Source organism: Leptolyngbya sp. GGD (genome assembly GCF_026735145.1).
Lineage (GTDB): Bacteria > Cyanobacteriota > Cyanobacteriia > Leptolyngbyales > Leptolyngbyaceae > Leptolyngbya > Leptolyngbya boryana.
Genome location: NZ_JAPQKE010000003.1, coordinates 756,702 through 775,742 on the forward strand (window position 1 = coordinate 756,702; position 19,041 = coordinate 775,742).

The 19,041-nt window shown below is 47.8% G+C and carries 13 protein-coding genes; 8 read left to right on the forward strand and 5 right to left on the reverse strand.

Features of this window, described 5'->3' with window-relative positions; all coding sequences use genetic code 11:
- Positions 1-3: 3 nt before the first annotated feature.
- Entirely contained in the window at positions 4-1,974 is a 1,971-nt protein-coding gene (locus OU814_RS18615; protein WP_017288244.1) for a caspase, EACC1-associated type, read from the forward strand.
- A gap of 249 nt (positions 1,975-2,223) precedes the next feature.
- Here the strand turns inward: OU814_RS18615 and OU814_RS18620 are convergent, their stop codons facing one another.
- Positions 2,224-2,391, reverse strand: a complete 168-nt coding sequence (locus OU814_RS18620) for a hypothetical protein (RefSeq protein ID WP_190806266.1) — start codon at positions 2,389-2,391, stop codon at positions 2,224-2,226.
- A 245-nt stretch (positions 2,392-2,636) separates the two neighbouring features.
- Here OU814_RS18620 and OU814_RS18625 point away from each other — a divergent pair, with 245 nt between their 5' ends.
- Positions 2,637-3,536 carry a DUF4351 domain-containing protein gene (locus OU814_RS18625; protein ID WP_017288247.1) on the forward strand — a complete coding sequence of 300 codons (900 nt, stop codon included), beginning with the start codon at positions 2,637-2,639 and terminating at the stop codon, positions 3,534-3,536.
- Between the two features lie 9 nt (positions 3,537-3,545).
- Here the strand turns inward: OU814_RS18625 and OU814_RS18630 are convergent, their stop codons facing one another.
- A complete protein-coding gene (locus OU814_RS18630; protein WP_197693266.1) occupies positions 3,546-5,279 on the reverse strand; it encodes an N-acetylmuramoyl-L-alanine amidase in 1,734 nt (577 codons plus the stop codon).
- 630 nt (positions 5,280-5,909) lie between these two features.
- Entirely contained in the window at positions 5,910-7,283 is a 1,374-nt protein-coding gene (locus OU814_RS18635; protein WP_268184670.1) for a cation:proton antiporter, read from the reverse strand.
- A gap of 140 nt (positions 7,284-7,423) precedes the next feature.
- Between OU814_RS18635 and psbN the strand changes: the two genes are divergently transcribed.
- From psbN to OU814_RS18650, 3 genes are all read left to right on the forward strand, one after another.
- A complete protein-coding gene (gene psbN, locus OU814_RS18640; protein ID WP_017288250.1) occupies positions 7,424-7,555 on the forward strand; it encodes a photosystem II reaction center protein PsbN in 132 nt (43 codons plus the stop codon).
- Between the two features lie 97 nt (positions 7,556-7,652).
- Complete coding sequence (locus OU814_RS18645; protein ID WP_017288251.1) at positions 7,653-7,895, forward strand: type II toxin-antitoxin system RelN family antitoxin; 243 nt, start codon at positions 7,653-7,655, stop codon at positions 7,893-7,895.
- Positions 7,885-8,265, forward strand: coding sequence for a type II toxin-antitoxin system RelE family toxin (locus tag OU814_RS18650; RefSeq protein WP_268184671.1), 381 nt, complete (start codon positions 7,885-7,887; stop codon positions 8,263-8,265). The genes OU814_RS18645 and OU814_RS18650 overlap by 11 nt, the downstream gene beginning before the upstream one ends.
- A gap of 12 nt (positions 8,266-8,277) precedes the next feature.
- Here the strand turns inward: OU814_RS18650 and OU814_RS18655 are convergent, their stop codons facing one another.
- Positions 8,278-11,379, reverse strand: a complete 3,102-nt coding sequence (locus OU814_RS18655; RefSeq protein WP_268184672.1) for an alpha-mannosidase — start codon at positions 11,377-11,379, stop codon at positions 8,278-8,280.
- Positions 11,380-11,396: 17 nt separating this feature from the next.
- Between OU814_RS18655 and OU814_RS18660 the strand changes: the two genes are divergently transcribed.
- The 3 genes from OU814_RS18660 (at position 11,397) to OU814_RS18670 (ending at position 15,476) form a co-directional block, all read left to right on the forward strand.
- On the forward strand, positions 11,397-12,893 hold the full coding sequence (locus OU814_RS18660; RefSeq protein ID WP_017288254.1) for a hypothetical protein: 1,497 nt from the start codon (positions 11,397-11,399) through the stop codon (positions 12,891-12,893).
- 72 nt (positions 12,894-12,965) lie between these two features.
- Entirely contained in the window at positions 12,966-13,082 is a 117-nt protein-coding gene (locus OU814_RS18665) for a photosystem II reaction center protein I (RefSeq protein ID WP_071596159.1), read from the forward strand.
- A 219-nt stretch (positions 13,083-13,301) separates the two neighbouring features.
- Positions 13,302-15,476: a DUF3769 domain-containing protein gene (locus tag OU814_RS18670; RefSeq protein ID WP_268184673.1), complete on the forward strand. Its 2,175-nt coding sequence runs from the start codon at positions 13,302-13,304 to the stop codon at positions 15,474-15,476.
- Here the strand turns inward: OU814_RS18670 and OU814_RS18675 are convergent.
- On the reverse strand, positions 15,457-19,026 hold the full coding sequence (locus tag OU814_RS18675; protein WP_268184674.1) for an eIF2A-related protein: 3,570 nt from the start codon (positions 19,024-19,026) through the stop codon (positions 15,457-15,459). The two genes, OU814_RS18670 and OU814_RS18675, sit on opposite strands and share 20 nt — an antisense overlap.
- Positions 19,027-19,041: the final 15 nt, after the last annotated feature.

Sequence of the window (19,041 nt, forward strand, 5' to 3'; positions counted from 1 at the left end):
ACGATGGCAAAGATAGCGTTGCTGATTGGCGTGAGCGAGTACGCTGAGGGGTTGAAGTCGTTGCCTGCGGCGGTGAAGGATGTGGCGGCGATGCGATCGATATTGAGCGATCCAGAGATTGGTGGGTTCGATCGCGTTGTGCCGCTTGAGAATCCAGATTTACAGACGATGCAGGAGGAGATTGCTACGCTCTTTAGCGAGTGTGGTGAGGAAGATCTATTGCTGCTGTATTTTTCGGGGCATGGGATCACGGATGAGTTTGGCAAGTTTTATTTCAGCAATCGGAGTTCGAGAAAGTTAGCGGATGGCAGGCTGAATAAGGGTACGGCGGTTCCTGCGAGTTTTGTGCATGACCAGATGGAGAATTGCGAGTCGCGGCGGATGGTTGTGATTTTGGATTGCTGTAATAGTGGGGCGTTTGGGGCGAATGTTGCGCGGGATGAGGGGACGATCGACTTTTCTCGGCAGTTGGGCGGAGAGGGGCGGATTGTGCTGACTTCTTCTTCGGCGATCGAGTATTCGTTTGAGCGGTCTGGGGAGGAGTTGGCGGTTTATACGCGTTATTTGGTGGAGGGGTTGCGGACGGGAGCGGCGGATCTCGATGAGGATGGGTTGATTTCGGCGAATGAGTTGCATGAGTTTGTCAGGACGAAGCTGACGCGGGCGATGCCTTCAATGCACCCGGAGCGGTATGTGGTGCGGGATGGAGAGAAGATTGTTTTGGCGCGGGCATTCGTTGATGTTGCTCAGAAGTATCGCAAATTGGTCGAACAGTATTGTGCAGAGGGTGAGATTCGTCCGGCGGGGCGGAGAATGCTCGATCGAAGAGCGCAAGGTTTTGGGCTGGATGCGGCGGTGGCGAGGCAGATTGAGGATGAAGTGCTTCAGCCATATCGGGAACATCGGGCGAATTTGGCAGAGTATGAAGAGGTTTTGCGCGAATGTAAGTTTCCGTTGGATGAACGAGATCGACGAGAGCTAAAAGAACTTCAGCAGGAATTGGGGCTGACGGATGAGAGTGTTTTAGAGATTGAGCGGCGAATTGTTCCTGACGCAAAGGATGTAGAGGTTCCGGCTTCTGTAGAGCCTAAACCGACAATCAAAGAGCCTTTAAAGCCTTCGCTTCCGGTTTTTAGCTTTGAAGTGATTACGGTCAACGATCGAGGACAGGAAATCGATCGTCGTCAAAGCCAAGCGAATTACCGTCGAGAAGAACTCGCGAAAGGTGTCTTTCTCGATATGGTTTGGATTCCAGGTGGAACCTTTTGGATGGGTGCGGCAGAGGGAGAGTTAGAAGCAGAAGATATTGAGAAACCTCGGCATCAAGTGACGATCGAGCCTTTTTTCATGGGTAAGTATGCGGTGACTCAGGCGCAATGGAAAGCGATCGCTCAATTCCCCAAAATCAATCGGGCTCTCGAACTAGATCCATCCAAGTTCAAAGGCAATAATCGACCTGTTGAGCGAATTTTTTGGGAGGATGCTATCGAGTTTTGCGAACGATTAACTCGAAAAACGGGAGAGCGATACCGATTACCGAGCGAGGCTGAATGGGAATATGCGTGTCGGGCTGGAACGACGACCCCGTTCCATTTTGGAGAAACAATTACGTTTGACTTGGTAAACTACAACGGCAATAACACTTATGCGTATGCAGCGAAAGGGAAGTATCGCAAAACCACGATCGATGTCGGGAGTTTTCCTCCGAATGCGTTTGGTCTGTATGAGATGCATGGAAATGTATGGGAATGGTGCGCTGATCCATGGCATGACAGCTATACAAATGCGCCTGTAGATGGTCGTGTTTGGGAAGTGGAAAGCGATCGTGAGAACAACCGCAGAGTGTTGCGGGGCGGCTCCTGGTTCAACTCTCCGAGGTATTGCCGTTCTGCGGCTCGCCTCTTTAATGCTGCGGGGATTCGCCTCAACCTCAACGGTTTTCGCGTCGTGTGTTCTGCGCCGAGGACTCTGTAGCCCTTTGCCCTCTTGCCTTTTTGCCCTTTGCTCTTGTTTCTTTTCTCTTCTTATTCGCGCTCTGCGCGATCAAAATTTTTTGGACAATTTGGGAAAGCGATCAATGGATGTGTGATCGTGATTCATCGATCGTCGTCTGTGATTCATTAGATGTCGATCGCGAGGGGTTGATCGTTATTGACGATTCATCGATCGACGTTTACGAGAGATCGAACATCGTGAGTGCATCACTGTAATATCATTCGCGATTCATCGATCAACGCTCGTGAGAATTTGAACATCAAGGGTGAATGTTCGATCGTCATTGGAGATGTATTGATCATCGTTTGCGAGGATTTGAGTATCAAGCGTGAATGTTCGATCGACGTTGGAGATGTATCGATCGATGTTGGAGATGTATCGATCGACGTGACCCATAAAATTTCCGGCGTTGCTGAATCACAGTATGTTTTCTTCGTTTGAATCGGTTGCAGCCCTCACCCCAACCCTCTCCCAAATTGGGAGAGGGAGCCAGAATTCTAGTTCCCTTTCTCCCAATTTGGGAGAAGGGGTTAGGGGATGAGGGCAGAATTCATGCCATTATTCAGCAACGCCGAATTTTCTTTAACATATGCAATAATCTATAGAGCGCTTGTACTTATCACATCACATTTCCGTTTCCAATGACGCGACAGCCCTTCGACGAATTTTCCAAACAACTCTTTGAAGCGCTCCTCACACCTTACGGACGAGTCACCATCGATCGCACCGTTCCCGGAGAAGCTCGTCGCATCGACATCTACTTTGAGCCAGACGACTCAGTTCAACTCGACCCCAACGAACTGGGTCAACTCGCCCAATTAAGCACAAGCAAATCCCTATTTGAGCCATTTCGCAATCCTCCAACCGCAACCGATATCCGTAGCTGTGTTTCAAAACTCTATTTCCTTCATGCCGAACTCGATCGCGCCGCCGAACAAACCCTCCCAGATTCAGAACAACCGCAATTATGGATTCTGGCATCTTCTGTTTCAGATCGAGTTCTAAACGACTTTGGCGGCAAACTTCAGGAAGAAGACGGGATTTATCTTTTCGATCGAGGTTGGCGAACAGGCTTAATCAACATTGCTGAATTACGCTCAACTGAAGAAACTTTATGGCTCAGGCTACTCGGCAAAGGCACAACTCAAGAACAAGCGATCGAAGAGCTACTCATGCTGCCAGAAAACACCCCAAAGCGTTCCACAGCCCTTGATCTATTAGCCCGCTGGAACCTTAGTATAAAAGTAACTGAAACTCTTGACGCAGAGGAGAAGCGATTTCTAATGGCACTCTCAAAAGCATATTTAGAATGGGAACGTCAAACGCTCGCGACCGGAAGAAGACAGGGAATTGAGCAAGGAATTGAGCGCGGGAAAGCTGAACTGATCTTGATGCAACTGCGATCGCGCTTCTCTCTGCCCGAACCCCTCGAACTTCAAATCCAGCAACTCCCGATCGCACAACTTGACCAACTCGCGATCGCACTGTTGAATCTCAGTACGATCGCAGAATTAGAGCAATGGTTGGCAGAACCCCGCTGATCCTCAAAACTAACTGCGTCTACCCAAGTACTCAAGAATCCCACGTGCAATCGATTCTGCCATCCGTTGCCGGAATGTCGTATCTGACAACCTGCGCGCATCATCTCGCCCTGTGACAAACCCAAGTTCGAGTAAGACTGAGGGCATTGAGGTGCGCCGCAGTACATAAAATCGAGCGCTGCGAACTCGGCGATCGGGCGCGCCAGTGCCCGCCAAGATATTGCGATGAATCGTCTGGGCGAGTTCCAATCCACTTTGGAAATAGTAGGTTTCGACTCCATTGATATCGGGACGGCTCATGCTGATTGCATTCGCGTGAATACTGACAAAAATTGTGGCTCTAGCGCGTTCAGCAATATCGACACGGGGCTGCAAATCGAGATCAATATCTGCATTGCGCGTCATCACAACCTGAACATTACTACGTTCTAAGATGTCTCGCACGCGGCGGCTGACATCGAGAACGATTTCTTTCTCTTGAATTCCACCAATTCCGACTGCTCCAGGATCGGGTCCACCATGTCCGGGATCGAGGATAACGACTTGACGACCGCTTGGGATCGGGCGGGGAACTGGGGTGGGAGTGGGACGAGGGGGGACGGGGATCGGATTGGTTGTGGGGGGTGGGGTGACGGGTTGTGGGGTGATAGGGGGTGGGGTGACGGGGAATAAGCCCGATCGAGTAAATGGAACCGTCAATTGTTGTGGGCTAGACTGCACAATCGCGCCAATTTGGTTGCCAGACGCAGGAATGATCAAGACTGCAACGTCATTGCCTTCTTGCCGAACTTGGGCACGAAGTAGGGGACTGTTGGCAGGGAGTTGAATCGTTCTAAGATCCGTACGGGCAGAGCGAATCAGGATACGATAAGCTCCTGAAGGGCGATCCCATCCGGCGCTGTAGTTGAGAGCCTGATTGCCTCGGATCACGAGTTGACGGTTGGCATCTAGTTCTACGGATTGGACGATCGCGGTTTGCGAAACGGGCTGTCCAGGACTCGCTCCGATCGTTTGGGGCAGAATTATCAAGCCCCCGGAAGGACTGACACTCGCCTGCCAATTTGGGCTTTGTTCAGAGAGTGTCAAAGTCACACGAACCACATCTGGCGAGAGCTGGGTAATTTGAGCGCGAGAAACGCCATTCAAATTGACGGGCAAATCACGCGGGGAAAGATTTGGAGAAATCGTTGCGCCGTAAAAATCGAAAATCATTTGGCGGCGATCTCCGGATCTCAAGGAACGAATCTCCGGTGCACCTCCGGTCGATCGCAGAAAGAACCCATCTCCAGTCGCTTGCAGACTTTGTAGAAACGCGCGCGCATTAGTCGCAGGAGGAGTCGAGGAAATCGGCGGCGGGGTAACGGGTGAAGGCGTAACGGGTGAAGGATTAATCACGCCTGAAATTTGGGGATTCGGCAACTGCACCGACCATTGATTGGCGGCTCTCGGTTGGAACTGCACCTGATTGGGGTCGATCGTATATCCGGGCGCGTATTCGACCACCATACGAGTCGTACCAGGAGCAAATTGCCCCACTCGAATCGCGCGAATTGCGCCGTTATAGGATTCTGTGACTTGGGGGCGACCGAACGTGACACCGGGCATATCAATCACAAGACGAGTCGGATTGCTCAACAATTGCGCGGTGGGCTGCACGCCGTCATCGGTGAAAAATTCTAATTGAGTTTGAGTCGGACTTAACCGCCAGGACTGTAATCGGGCAGCCTGAGCCGGGAAAGTCAATAGTAAAAAATAAAAAGAGCAAAGCAAAAAGAAAGCTTGAACGCAAGATGTTTTCTGAGATTTGCTTGCGCGAGATGCCTTAATTTTTGTACTCATCGTGTGAAGACCGCGTTCCAACTTTTCTCTCCTTTGATGCGTGGTGTTGCACTCATTTCGTCAGCAACTTTTATCATTTGACCGTCAAAATTCGGCGGCAAAATGTTAAAGATTTCGCCTACAAATTCAATGATTCTGAATCTATTTTCAGTCCTCGCTCACCCACGATCGATGAATCCTTGCTCGGCTGAATCCTTGAATTCATGCCAGTATTCACCTCAGAAATCTAACCTTTATACACCAAATATCTTGAATCAGAATCAACGATACTGGATCGACTGACCTAATATCCTCAAACTCGTTCCTAGAATCTGGAAACTCTGTTCAATTGATTTGAGAAATCGGTTTGTTCTCTTCGATGAAGCTCGACGCAAAAAAACTCGATCGAGTTTCTGAATGGTTCGATCGAGTTTCTGGGAAATAGCGGTTGCATAAATTCAAAAGAGGTGAAACAACGGCATCTCTAACTCAACGGGGTGGAGTTAGGCTAGAGCATTCTAGTACAGATGCCGGGATCACAGCATATTTTTTTGCTCATATATCGTCTGGCGCACTGAGAACTGGAGCCGACTCTTCTCGTTGGAAAACCAGCCGCAGTAAAGGCGGTGCGACGAATGTGGTTAAGATCACCATGACGATAATTGCAGCTTGTAAGGCATCGGAGAGAATGCCTGTATTTGCCCCAAATGACGCAAACACGAGTCCAACTTCGCCTCGTGGAATCATCCCGACTCCGATCGCGAGTCGATTTAATCCAGGCTGACCAAACACCGTAAATCCAGTCACGACTTTTCCTAAAATCGCCACAACAATTAGAAATCCGGACATGATCAAGCCTTCATGATTCGCTGGATCGAAGGGGTTGAGGACGCTGACATCGGTTCTTGCTCCGACGACCACAAAGAAAACCGGGACGAGCATATCTGCGATCGGCTTAATCTGAGCTTCGAGTTCTTCACGTTTTTCGGTTTCCGCCAAAATTAATCCGGCAGCAAACGCCCCTAAAATCGCTTCTAACTGAATCACAACTGCAATATCCGACAGAATGAATGCCACAATCAAAGCACTGACGAGCAATTGACCACGTGTTTTCAATTCATTGACCAGCGTGACAAAAAACGGGCTAACTAATCGTCCTAACCATAAGCTGCCAATCAAGAAAATTGCCGCGCTAATAATCAAATAAATGACGCTCGAAACCTGCACTTCGCCAGTTTTCGCCAATCCTGCGACGACTGCCAGCACAATAATTCCGAGCACGTCATCGAGCACTGCCGCACCGATAATGATTTGTCCTTCTTTCGAGCTAATGCGCTGAATTTCGGACAAGACTCGTGCGGTAATGCCGATACTGGTCGCTGTCAAAGCAGCTCCTGCAAAAATCGCAGGAATCGCAGGCACGTGAAAGAGGAGCATTAAGCCTGCGGTTCCCAATCCAAATGGCACAGCCACCCCCACGCAGGCGACCACCGCAGCTTGATAACCGACTCGAATTAATTCTTTGAGGTCAGATTCTAGTCCGATCTCAAACAGCAGAATCACGACTCCGATTTCTGCCAAGACTGAGATCACTTCACTCTGCGATTCAAATACGCTATTGAGTGCTTCGGGGCTGAGGTTGGCAGTCATTTGCAGGGCTTGCATGATCAGCGATCGACTGGCATCAAAATCGGCACTGGGAAACACTAACAAATGCAGTGCCGAAACTCCAACCACAACCCCTGCAACCAATTCGCCTAACACAGAGGGCAAATCAAGGCGGGCACAAATTTCTCCGCCGATTTTACTTGCGAAATAGACAACGACTAGGCTTAACAGAACGCCTGCGAGAACGAGAGACCCGTTTTCTGCGCTGGCTTCTGCAATGAGCGGATGAGAAAAGACGAGTGAGGAAAGGGAATTGATCATAATCCGACCGATCGAAAATCCTTTTAACTGTACTTGTTCTCAGGGATTTCTTCAGCCAACGAGCTTACCGAATCGATCGTAGATGAAAAGGACTTGTTACAATCCTTTATAATGTTAGAAAATCACTCTCTAAAACCAATATGGAACCAGCATTCGCGCTGAATATCTCGCTCTGTGTAGCGATCGTTGGACTGACCGGATACGCGATTTACACTGCTTTTGGGCCGCCTTCGGTTGATTTGGATGACCCGTTTGAAGATCATGAAGACTAAAAATTAGAGGGTGTCGAAGGATGCCCTCTTTTTGTGAGATTTATAATGAGGGAGCGAAAAGATTTAGTCGCGCACTGTTTCCAAGGAATCGCTCATCATGCGGATTACGATCGATCTTCCTCAAGATTTGCAAGTTCACCTCGCTGAACAAGCTCAACAACTTAATTTGTCGGTTGAAACGCTCATTCTTCAGTCCCTTCAAGAGCGGTTTCAAGCTCCTGATCCAGATGAAACTCCAACGGAGACGGTGATTGAGGGAATTCATCAGGGGTTATATGAAGCGCTAACGGGGCAGACGATTCCGCTGTCGCAGATGTGGGATGGAATTGATGCCGACTGATTTGCCTTTTGTTCGGATTGAACTTGCTCCCCGTTTCAAACGAGACTTACGCGCTCTTGCTAAATCGTATCGTCACGTTCGATCTGATCTTCAACCGCTGATTGATCAACTTCAGGCAGGCGAGCTTCCTGGCGATCGTATTTCTGGAGTCAAATACACGGTTTTCAAAGTTCGTTTAAAGAATCGTGATGTTCAGAAAGGAAAGAGCGGCGGCTACCGAGTAATTTACTATCTCAAAGCAGGTGACTTGATCATTCTGGTTACGATTTACTCCAAATCAGACCTTACCGATGTTGGTGCTGAAGTGGTTGAAGACGCGATCGCAAAGTACGAGAAAGAATTCCAGTCTGATTCTTCCGATTTGCAGTAGAGCTAGACATTGTTATGCTTTCCTTCTGATTCGATAAGACCGAATTTGCCAGGGTTCGATTTTGTTGGGTGTGTTGATCGGTCTTTCGAGTAAATCAACGGATTCAACGATCTCGAAGTCGCCTTTTAAGTTGAGTTCTGCGGGTTCGCCGTGGCATTCGTAGCAGCGCAAAATATACTCGCCCCGATTGTCTTCGGATTGCTTCAGGCTGGAGAGAATGAGATTGTCTGCTCCTAGATCGAGGAATGAATGAACGGGGGGAAGTGTGCCGTTTTCGGGGATTTTGTCGAGCACGATCGCTTGCATTGGGTTGCAGAATTCTGCTGCTTTGCGAACCGTTTGGGCTTCTTTCCAGTTTCCAGCGTGCGGATAGATTGCATAGCTAAATTCGCAGTATCCTAAATCGGCTTCTGGATCGGGGAATTCTGAGCCGCGTAGCAATGTAAGTCGAATTTGATTAGACGTGCAATCATAGCCGTGCTTTGATTCGCTGAGAATGCTAACTCCATAATTTTCATCGCTCAAATCTGCCCAGCTGAGTGCGGAGACTTCCCATTTTGCTTTTTCGGCTTTGGTTTGGGGAATTGTGGTTCTGTCGATCGCGCCTGCTGCAATTTCATAAGTTGCACTGCTCGATTCAATATTGAGTGGAAACGCAGCTTTGACTAGAACATGACGTTCTCGCCAATCAACAAAATTATGAATTTCGAGAAAGGGTGAATCTTGCCCAAGAATGTAAATTTGTTCAAAAGTAGATTCTCCGATTTGCCGGGTGACGGAGATCTGCGATCGAAAAGCTCGTAAAGGTCGATAACAGCCATTTGAGAGATGTGTTTCGCCCAATTTAACTTCTATAAGTTTGGGAGACGACAAAGCATAATCTGAATATTTCGGATCAATATTCCAAGCATCCCAATATTGTCCTTCATCTTGAAATGCTTGAAGTTGGTTTCCAGGCTCACTAAGAATTTCTCGTTGGTTTTGTTTATCAAAAATACTATCTAGATTACCAGTCTCTAAATTGACGGTAACTCGTAGAAATTGATTTTCAAGAATTGATGATTTAGGTAATTCTGGAAGGATTTCAGCTTCAGTTTCAAGTGGACAAAGCCAGAAGCATCGATATCCTATTCCTGGGATATCCTTAGCTAAGAAAGTAATTTCATACGATTGTATGTCTGAACTTGAATAGAAATGATTTTGTTCTTCGAGCCAATTCCCTTCCAAATCAGCAACCTGCCAGTGCAATCGATTTTTATCTGTGTCAGTAAAGGCTATGTTTTCATGAAGTGGTTTGACACTAATAAATTGATCTCGCCTCCAATTTGATGGGTTGAAAACAATAATCAATTTTGCTTCTAGATGAGGTAGATTTGAAACCCGAACACAACCTGAGAGTAGTCTCCGTGCTACCACATCAAGCTCCATACAGTTGTAAGATTCATACTCCCAGGTTTCTACCGCTGTTTCAAAAACCTCACGAATTGATGTTCCTGGTAAAATGTCATGAAATTGATTAAATAAAACTGCTTTCCAAATATCTTCCATGTCTAGCTTTGGATAAGATTCATCTTTTGTAATTGCTGCAAATGCAGACCAAAGCTCAGTCTCTTTTAGAAGCGATTCAAGCCAGCGATTAAAACTTTTCTGATCGCCATGTGTTGTATAGCAGCCCCGATGGAATTCTAAATAAAGCTCATCATTCCAAGCGTCTTTTGGAGCTTCTAGGCTTTCTAAGTACTTCAATGCGGTGGTAAATTCTAGCTTTGGAAAGAACGGCGATCGCTTCCACCGCTCTGCAATTTCCAACATGTCGCGTGTGGGACCTCCGCCATGATCGCCTACACCGAACAACCACAGTGCATGAGGTTGACCCGTTTTCTTCACCCAATCCCAAGCAAACTGTGCCATTTTGATCGGATCAATTCCTTCCCCGATCGGCGAAGACATCAAACTCTTTACTTGGCTACCATCCGGTGCTTGCCAGTTAAACCATTCGTAAGGAAATCGCGTTGTATCATTCCAGCGCAGCTTTTGTGTCACAAAGTAATCAATGCCTGCTAGCTTCAAAAACTGTGGCGTTTGCCAATTGAAGCCAAAGGTATCCGGCAGCCATGCGACTCGGCAGATTTCACCAAACTTTTCTTGACAGTACCGTTGACCATACAAGAGATGACGCGCGATCGATTCTGCATTGATCAGATTCATCTCTGGCTCAACCCACATGCCGCCAACGATTTCCCAAGTTCCAGCTTTCACTTGTGCTTGAATCTGAGCAAATAGCTCCGGTCGATTCTGTTCAACCCATTCAAATAAAGCAGGAGTCGTATGGCAAAACGTCAGCTCAGGAAAGTCTTTCTGCAAATTGAGTACCGAAACAAAGGTACGTTCTGCGGCTCTCCATGTTTCTTCCACATCCCAAAGCCAAGCCATATCTAAATGAGCATGACCGAGAAGGTAAATCGTATGTTGTTTGATTTGGGTACTAAATGGTAAAAGTGAATTTCTTAGTACTTCTAGAGATTGATGAAACTGCGATCGGTTACTAACCTGCCAATCCAATTCAAATTCAAGCTTGTCTAACTCAAACGCTTCAACATAGCTCTGAATTACTTCCAATTCATCCGCGACAAAGCCCGGATCGATCTCGTCGTAATTCGACTCGTAAATTAGACGCGATCGCATCAATCCGCCAATGTCATGTCCCGGACTGACCAATCGAATCGCAACTGCAATCTTCTCGCCTGGAACTGTGGCAGAACTCAACACAATCCGACAAGAATGATCAAATAAATCCCCTTCCTGAACCTTCTGCCCATTCACAAAGACTTCAGCCAGTTCCGCCCACCAGGTTAATGCCAACCGCAGCGTTAACCCTTCTAAGGGATAGCCTGCTAAGTCTTCCGGCACGCTAAACTCTTGATAGAACCAGCGAACCTTTCGCCCCTTCTCCCACACTAAATAGCGTTTCTCATTCAGCTCAAGTTTTGTAAAAGATTGTGTCGATAAATCTGCGATCGTACAATCCGTTTCGCAGACGAGCCAATGCTCGATCGCATCTGCTTGAACTAAATTTCTCAAACGCTCAATAAAAGAAGTGACAAATTCAACCATACCGATATGATATTGGGGTGGAAAATCGCGATTGTTACGATCGTCCTCAGTTTATGACCTCTCAACGCTATCAAAGCCAATTGTTTAACTTTGTCACGCAAAAGACTCAGAAATTTGCGGACAAGACGAGTACCTTATTGCGGCACGCCAAACTTGCTGCAATTTGGGGCACTCAAATTTTGCTGTATCCGGTCTACGCCCTCTTCCAGGGCACACGCTACGTTGGGCAGCAAATCGGGCAACGAGTGGAAAAAACAGTATTACGCTTGAAGATGAGTCGAGAGGAAATCGCGATCGACCCCGACAACAACCTCAGCGATGCGCCGATTCAAAATGTTCTGGTCGCTGTCAAACGCGCCTTAGTCAGCGGCGGCAATCTTCCCGTTCTCAAAGAACGGCATCCACTCGTCGTAATTGGACGATTCTTGTTCCGTCGCGACGAAGAAGCCCTAATTGTCTCGAATCCGTATCAAATTACCGCGATCGCTTGTACCGTTGATACCCAAAAAATCGTTTTGATTCTCGAAGATAATGTCATCTTCGACATTCTCACTCCAGAACAACAGCGTCAGATCGGACAGCGCATCCGACTCGAACTCGCCCGCTACTGGCAATGGCGGCGGAAGCTGTATCTCAAATCCGCTCCCTTATCCCTGCCCGAAGATCGAGAAACTTTACTAGCTCCGATTCGAGTCTTCCGGCAATTAATGGCTTGGGTGCAGACTAGCCCAGTTGCGATCGCTGCCAACCTGTTCAACGAATCAGAACTCGTCGAAGTGGCAGAACTCACCTGGTTTGTTCCGAATGTTCCACTGTCGGCTTGGAATCCCACCGGACTGATTCCCACGCCTCCGAGCCGCAAAGCAGTCACCACTTGGTTTGCTCAAGCTCCGAACTTAGCTGATTTAGAAGCGTTAATCTGGGCAGCCATTCACTATTTCTTTGGCAACAAGCCTCGCTTGGCGACAGCAAATGGTGCTTTGTCAGACACGGTGGACTCCTCGCCTTGGTTAAGCTTTACCGATGTCTTTGGTGGGGCGTTGCCGAATCAAGCTGTCAGCGAAATTCAGATCTTAGAAGGCTCGGCTGCATTTAATGGAGTGTTGATGCCGAATCAAGCTCCATCGTTTACAGAATCGCTCTTCGAGCATGTTCAGCGCCATCTGAGAAGATTTTCTGGAAAAATCATTCTGCGATCGAAACCCAAACAGCGCGCTGCAAGCTTAAGCCGCATCGAAACCCGAATCACCCAAGTGTCGATCGAGTCCGCACAGCCGCTCGATTTTGGCACACCCACCGAACTGGCAACGACTCAAAAAGCATCTGTACCTGCGGTAAGACGGGTCGAACGGACTCAAGTAGAGACAGCATTTGATTGGATTGAAACCCCGGCGACTGAGGTCGAATACATCCTGAGCCGTTGGCAAAAAATTCTCAAATGGCTGGACAATTTGGTGCTTTGGATCGAGGAAAGAATCATTGCCTTCTGGCATTGGCTCCGCGAGCGCAATTAACAACGATCCCGTCCTCCTGTAAGATAAAGGGACTAATTTCAAACCCCGCCCAACCAGTTTGGAGTCATTCATATGATCACACTCAAAATCGTTGTCTATATCACGGTCTTCTTCTTTATCGGTCTGTTCGTCTTTGGATTTCTCTCGAACGACCCCTCGCGCAACCCCAACCGCCGTGATTTAGAATAATCCATTCTCGATTTTGAGAATGAAGAGGGCAGACATCTGCCCTTTTTTTTTCAGTCAATGCCGCAAGAGCGATGCGCGATCGACATTACTATCGATCAATCTCTAAAACCTACAAGGCTCTAACCGAACTCGTGGAATCAATTTGCCGAAATTCCCGTCAATCCGTTAAAGTGCCAATGCTGCCGTCTGCCTTCTGTTCCGAGTCGTATTTCTAAGACTATGCCTTATCTGGTTCAACCTCCTGCGATTGTTCAACCTGCCCCTGCCCCTACGCAGAAGCCCAACCTAGCGATCGAGCTTGCTCAAACCGCTCCGCCAGAGAAGCTTCCCGTTGAGTCAAAAAAAGCAGAAGACCTAACTGGAACTCAATCCATTTCAGCGATCGAACCCGATTGGCAATTTGCAACCTCAACTCCCCTCTCCCAAACCCCCCCACCCCCCACTTCCTCCCCACTCCCCATCTCCCCACCCCCTACTTCTTCCCCACTCCCCATCTCCCCACCCCCCACTTCCCCCACTCCCGGCAACATCCCCACCGAACGCCTCACCAACCAAGGAATCCTCGAACTCAAAGCCGATCGCCAAGACTACGACACAAATCGCCAGATCTTCACCGCCGAAGGAAACGTCTCACTTCGATTTCGAGGCGCATTGCTGACGGGCGATCGCTTACAGGTGAATCTCGTGAATCGCCTCACAGTTGCAGAAGGCAACGTGACGCTGACTAGGGGCGATCAAGTCCTACGAGGGCAACGATTCCGCTATAACTTGATCCAAGAAGAAGGAACCGTTGAACAAGCCAGTGGAGAAATTTTTATTCCAACGGCTGGAACTGATCTCAATCCCAACTTACCCACTAACATTACAGCGGGAGTTGTCCCCGTGGGTTCAGTCGGCGATCGAGTGACTGCGGCGCAGAATAACATTTCTCTAGCAGGCAGTGCGCGGATTAATGTTGGCTCTGAGCAAAATTCGAGTGGATCAACGATTGTTCGACCTGCCGGGGGAACTGTTCGACGCTTACGATTTGAGGCGGCTCAAATTGAGTTTTATCCAGAAGGCTTTCAAGCTCGAAATATCCGAGTCACGAATGATCCATTCTCGCCGCCTGAACTGGAACTGCGCTCAGATCGGGCCGAACTCAGACGCATTTCACCGCTCAGAGATGAACTTCGGGTCAGCCGTAACCGATTGGTCTTTGATCAAGGGTTTACGCTGCCATTGCCGAGTCGAACGCTAGTCCTCGATCGCAATCAGCGATCGCCTGCTTTGTTCAACTTCGGATATGACGGTGAAGATCGAGGTGGACTGTTTATCGAACGCGATATTAATGTTTTCCCACAGTCGCCGATTCAATTCACACTCACTCCGCAGTTTTTCGTGCAAAGAGCGTTTCAAGATCGCAGTAATATTGCCAATCTCTTTGGTCTACGGGCGCGGCTTGCGGCTCCCTTGAGTCCTCGAACTGTGATTCGAGGCGAAGGTGTCTTAACTAGCTTAGACTTCAATCGGAGTGAAGAAGCATTACGAGGCAGCTTGCGAGCACAACAATTGATTGGTACACATACCTTAAGCTTAGAAGCAAGTTACCGCGATCGCTTATTCAATAATTCCCTCGGCTTCCAAGACGTTCAAAGTAGCATTGGGGCATTGTTCTTTTCACCGATTGTTCCGATCGGTAAAACTGGGATTAATCTCAGCTATCAAGTGGGATATCAATACGTCACAGCAGACACCGATCGCCTTGATTTACTAGAACCAATTCGATCGAACAATCGCATTAGTCTGGGACGATTCCAAGCAAGTGCTGCTTTGAGTCGAGGCTTTACACTATGGCAAGGAAATGCTTTACCTGCAACCCCAGATCAAGGCTTGAAGTACTCTCCGATTCCAATTCGTCCTTACATTGGTGTGGGTGTAGGAGTAACAGGTGTTGCGACTGCTTATAGTAACGGGGAAAGTCAAAACAGCATTAGTGGTGCTGTGAGTTTACAAGGACAATTTGGGAACTTCTCGCGCCCGTTTTTTGATTACACTGCGTTTAACGTCACTTACTCACAAGCCTTTCGCAATGGTTTGTCGCCGTTCTTATTCGATCGGATTGCAGACGATAAAATCCTCTATGCAGGGATCACGCAGCAGCTTTATGGACCAATTCGCATCGGGTTTCAAACGGCTTACAACATTCAAACAGGTCGAGAGATTAGTACGGATTACTTTTTAGAGTACAAGCGTCGGACTTATGGCATTACACTCCGCTATAATCCGGTTCAGCAGATTGGCTCTGTAGGTTTTGAAATTAGTGATTTCAACTGGAATCAGGGCAGTGGAGAGCCTTTCGCAGGCAGTGGTGTCATTCCGGTAGAAGGCGGAGTTATTCGATCGCCGCAGTAGAGCGATGCATCAAGTAAGAACTTCTGTCTGCTTCGATCGCGCCTAACGCTTTTAGATTTTCTTTTTGTGCCTCAGAAATTCCGGTGATGCCAGTAATATTCATTTTTTCATACGGGCGTTCAGTGCTTAGCGCCTTAACGGTTTCGCGACGATGCATATGCCAGATTTGAATCGGTTGCTCAAAGTAAGCGATCGCCAGAAACGGTTTTATCGGATTCCAAGAGACCGATGTTCCCCAATTGTTACCTTCGATCACCTGCTCACACTCACCCGTGCTCACGTCCCAAATTCTAATCGTTGAGTCAGTACAAGCACTCGCAATCTGAGTTCCATCCGCACTCCAAGTGACTGCATAAAGATGTCCAGGTGCATGTCCGTGCAAAGTTCTTAAACACTCTCCAGATTCCACATCCCAGAGCTTGATGGTACTTTCATAATCTCCACTCGCAAGCAATCGACCGTCTGGGCTAAACGCAATAGAATGAACAGAATGACCGACATGTAAAATTCGATCGCAGACACCTTGATCTAGATTCCAGAACCGAATCGTTTGATCAAAACTGGCAGTCGCAACACGATTGCCAACTGGAAACCAAACCACAGAATTGACCTGGTGCTGATGGTCTATAAGCGTAAGTAAGCACTGTCCAGAATGAATATCCCAGAGCTTCACCGTTTGATCATTGCTACTACTAATCACACAATTTCCATCTAGACTCCAAGCAACCGATTTTACCCATCGCTGATGTCCAAGTAATACCTGAAGACATTTTCCTGCCTGCACATCCCAAATGCGAACTGTGTTATCTGTTCCACAACTCGCAATCAATTGTTCGTTTGGACTCCATGCTGCACATAAAACTTCTTTGCGATGCCCTTGAAAAACTCGAACACATTCACCCGTTTGGCTATTCCATAATTGCACGGTATGATTCGTGTTACTGCTGAGCAGATGAACTCCGTCCTTACTCCACTGCACGCACCAAGATGAGTTACTATGCCCCTGCAATGTTTTGACGCAGCATCTCGTTTGAGTATCCCAAAGCTTCATCACATGATCATGAGAGACCGTGGCAAGCGTCTTACTATCGCGGCTCCAAGCGACTGCCCAAACCCAGCTTTGGTGTCCTTGAAACACTTGCAGACAGCTTAGAGTACGATCCCAGAGCGTTACAGTATGATCATCGCTGCCCCCAGCTAGCTTTTGCCCATCAGGACTCCATTCCATCCGCCAGACCGAATCTCGAACTGCGATCGCTTGTAAACATTCCCCAGTTTGCCAGTCCCAAAGTTTAACAGTTCGATCCATACTGCTGCTCGCGAGCATTCTACCACTTGGATGTAGTGCCAGAGACAAAACCCAGTGCTCATGCGCTTGAATAACGCGGATACATTTGCTTGAAGCGATATCCCAGACTTTAATCGTGCAATCTGTGTAAGCTGCTGCTAGCATTGTCCCATGGTTCAGCCAGATCACCGACCAAATCCAACAGCGCGCGCGCTGCTGCTGCTTGCTTGTTGCTAACCGGGTCAGACAAGTTCCAGTCGTTCCGTCCCAAATTAGAATATCTGCTGCTTGCCCACCACAAGCGAGTCGTTGACCATCGGGACTCCAAGCTAGCGTAAACACGCAATCTGTAAAGCCTTCAAAGTTTCGCAGCCAGCGACCAGTGCGAGTGTCCCAAAGGCGAACGATTGGACCTACTCCGCTCGCAAGTCTTGTACTATCAGGATGCCAAGCAGCCGCTAGAATCCAGCTTTGATGAGCTTGGATCGTGAGTAAGGGCTGCATGGTTTGAAATTGCCAAATGTGTAGTCCGCCTTTGGTATCTCCGATCGCAAAGTGTTGCCCATCGGGACTAAATCGTACCCAGACTCCTCCGGCAAAGGTCTGAGTAAAAGTTGATTGATCAAAATGTGCAAATTGAAAATTGACGTTTTGTAAGGTCGTGCCTTGAAGGTCTGCATGACGAATCGCTAAATGGGAGAAATCGTACCCTGTTAGATTAATTTTGAGATGCAAGCAAAGATTGAGGAAGTTACCTACTCCGTACCCAAACGCTGTCTCAGGAGCTGTCCGCAATTTCGCAAGTACTGGCTGTAAATGCCGTTCTAGCAGGGTAGCTCTACCGTGAAATGAAGCGTTTAACTGTTCAATCAGCGGGTGCAAGATCAATCGAATCTGGCTTTCTTGGATATAGTCTAAAACGGTCGTTTTAATCAAGGCATAATGGTTTAGACATGATATTTGAGTAGCTAATAATTCAGAAGTTAGCTGCTGAATGAAACGATCGATGACGTACTCCATGACTACAGGTTGCTGAGTATATTCACCAGAGCGCTTTTCAATTAGGTTCCGCCAAGTCAACGATTCTAGAGCTTCTAACAGGCTAGCACGCATGACCGTAGGTACAATGTCATTGTGCAATTGTGAGATCGCGATCCATTCCCGATTAATTGCTAACCAGTACATGATAGTTTGCTCTAGGGATGATAATCGTTCAAATTGCTGTTCGAGTAAGCGGCGAATGCCATGAAATTTTGGAGTTTCTGACTGTAAAAAAGCAGCAATTTCTCCATCAAACAAACTCTGAATCGAAGTTGCAACCATTTTGATCGCCAGTGGATTGCACCGATACAATTCGCAGAGTTGGCGTTTTTCGGTTGGAGTGCCCATTAGGCGCTTCGATTCTAGAAGTGCGAGAGATGCTTGCCAAGAGCCTCTCAGAGATAGAGAACGTACTACTCCATCCCAGTCTTCTAAAACTGCAATTTCCGCAGATTTCTCTCGACTCGTTAGAAGTACACAACTCTGATGATGCGATTCTCCAAGTAAGCGAAATAGGTCGCTATAAGCTTTGAAATTAGATTGATAGTATCCAGCACGATTGCCAGCTTCGAGAAGTGTCTCTTGATTGTCTAGAATCAAGAGACAGCGATGTGTTTGTAGCCAGTGAAGCAATCGCTCTGGCTTGGCGACGATATCTTGCTGCTTGGACAGAAATGGAACTAGCTCAGATAGAAGTGTTTCTAGCGACGGAGCATTGCGCAGCGATCGCCAAATGACGCACTCAAAATCTTCTTGAACTTGTTGGGCGACTTTAGCTGCTAAAGCACTTTTACCGATTCCACCCATGCCGACTACGCTGATCAAGTGACAGCGATCGCGAATGATCCATTGGCTCAATTGTTCGATTTCTTCGGCTCTACCCTGAAAGAACGATACATCGGTTGCTTCACCCCAGGAGGTATAAATGTCTGCCTTTGCAGATTGAGTAGACAGAACTGGAGCACTCAGATAGATTAAACGAGCACGTAATGTTGTTTTACTGACCTTACGGTCTAGTACTTTGCTCAAAAGTTTCCAGAATTTAGGTCCAGCGTCGCGTTGTAAGTAGTTGAGTGTATACCCTGATCGTTCAGCGATGCGATCGTAAGTCCAGTTGTTCCACGCTCCAGACAATAGAGCAACTTCGACCTCTGTCAAAGATCTGGATAACTTGCGATTGAATGCACCCGTGACGATCCCCAATGCCTGCTCGAATTCCATAAGATTTCACAGCTT

Excerpts from the sequence above, each read along its gene's own strand:
- OU814_RS18650 (WP_268184671.1), top strand. The coding sequence starts at position 7,885 with ATGCCGACTGATTTGCCTTTTGTTCGGATTGAACTTGCTCCCCGTTTC.
- OU814_RS18635 (WP_268184670.1), bottom strand. The coding sequence starts at position 7,283 with ATGATCAATTCCCTTTCCTCACTCGTCTTTTCTCATCCGCTCATTGCA.
- OU814_RS18675 (WP_268184674.1), bottom strand. The coding sequence starts at position 19,026 with ATGGAATTCGAGCAGGCATTGGGGATCGTCACGGGTGCATTCAATCGC.
- psbN (WP_017288250.1), top strand. The coding sequence starts at position 7,424 with ATGGAACCAGCATTCGCGCTGAATATCTCGCTCTGTGTAGCGATCGTT.
- OU814_RS18620 (WP_190806266.1), bottom strand. The coding sequence starts at position 2,391 with ATGGGTCACGTCGATCGATACATCTCCAACATCGATCGATACATCTCC.
- OU814_RS18615 (WP_017288244.1), top strand. The coding sequence starts at position 4 with ATGGCAAAGATAGCGTTGCTGATTGGCGTGAGCGAGTACGCTGAGGGG.
- OU814_RS18655 (WP_268184672.1), bottom strand. The coding sequence starts at position 11,379 with ATGGTTGAATTTGTCACTTCTTTTATTGAGCGTTTGAGAAATTTAGTT.
- OU814_RS18625 (WP_017288247.1), top strand. The coding sequence starts at position 2,637 with ATGACGCGACAGCCCTTCGACGAATTTTCCAAACAACTCTTTGAAGCG.
- OU814_RS18670 (WP_268184673.1), top strand. The coding sequence starts at position 13,302 with ATGCCTTATCTGGTTCAACCTCCTGCGATTGTTCAACCTGCCCCTGCC.
- OU814_RS18645 (WP_017288251.1), top strand. The coding sequence starts at position 7,653 with ATGCGGATTACGATCGATCTTCCTCAAGATTTGCAAGTTCACCTCGCT.
- OU814_RS18665 (WP_071596159.1), top strand. The coding sequence starts at position 12,966 with ATGATCACACTCAAAATCGTTGTCTATATCACGGTCTTCTTCTTTATC.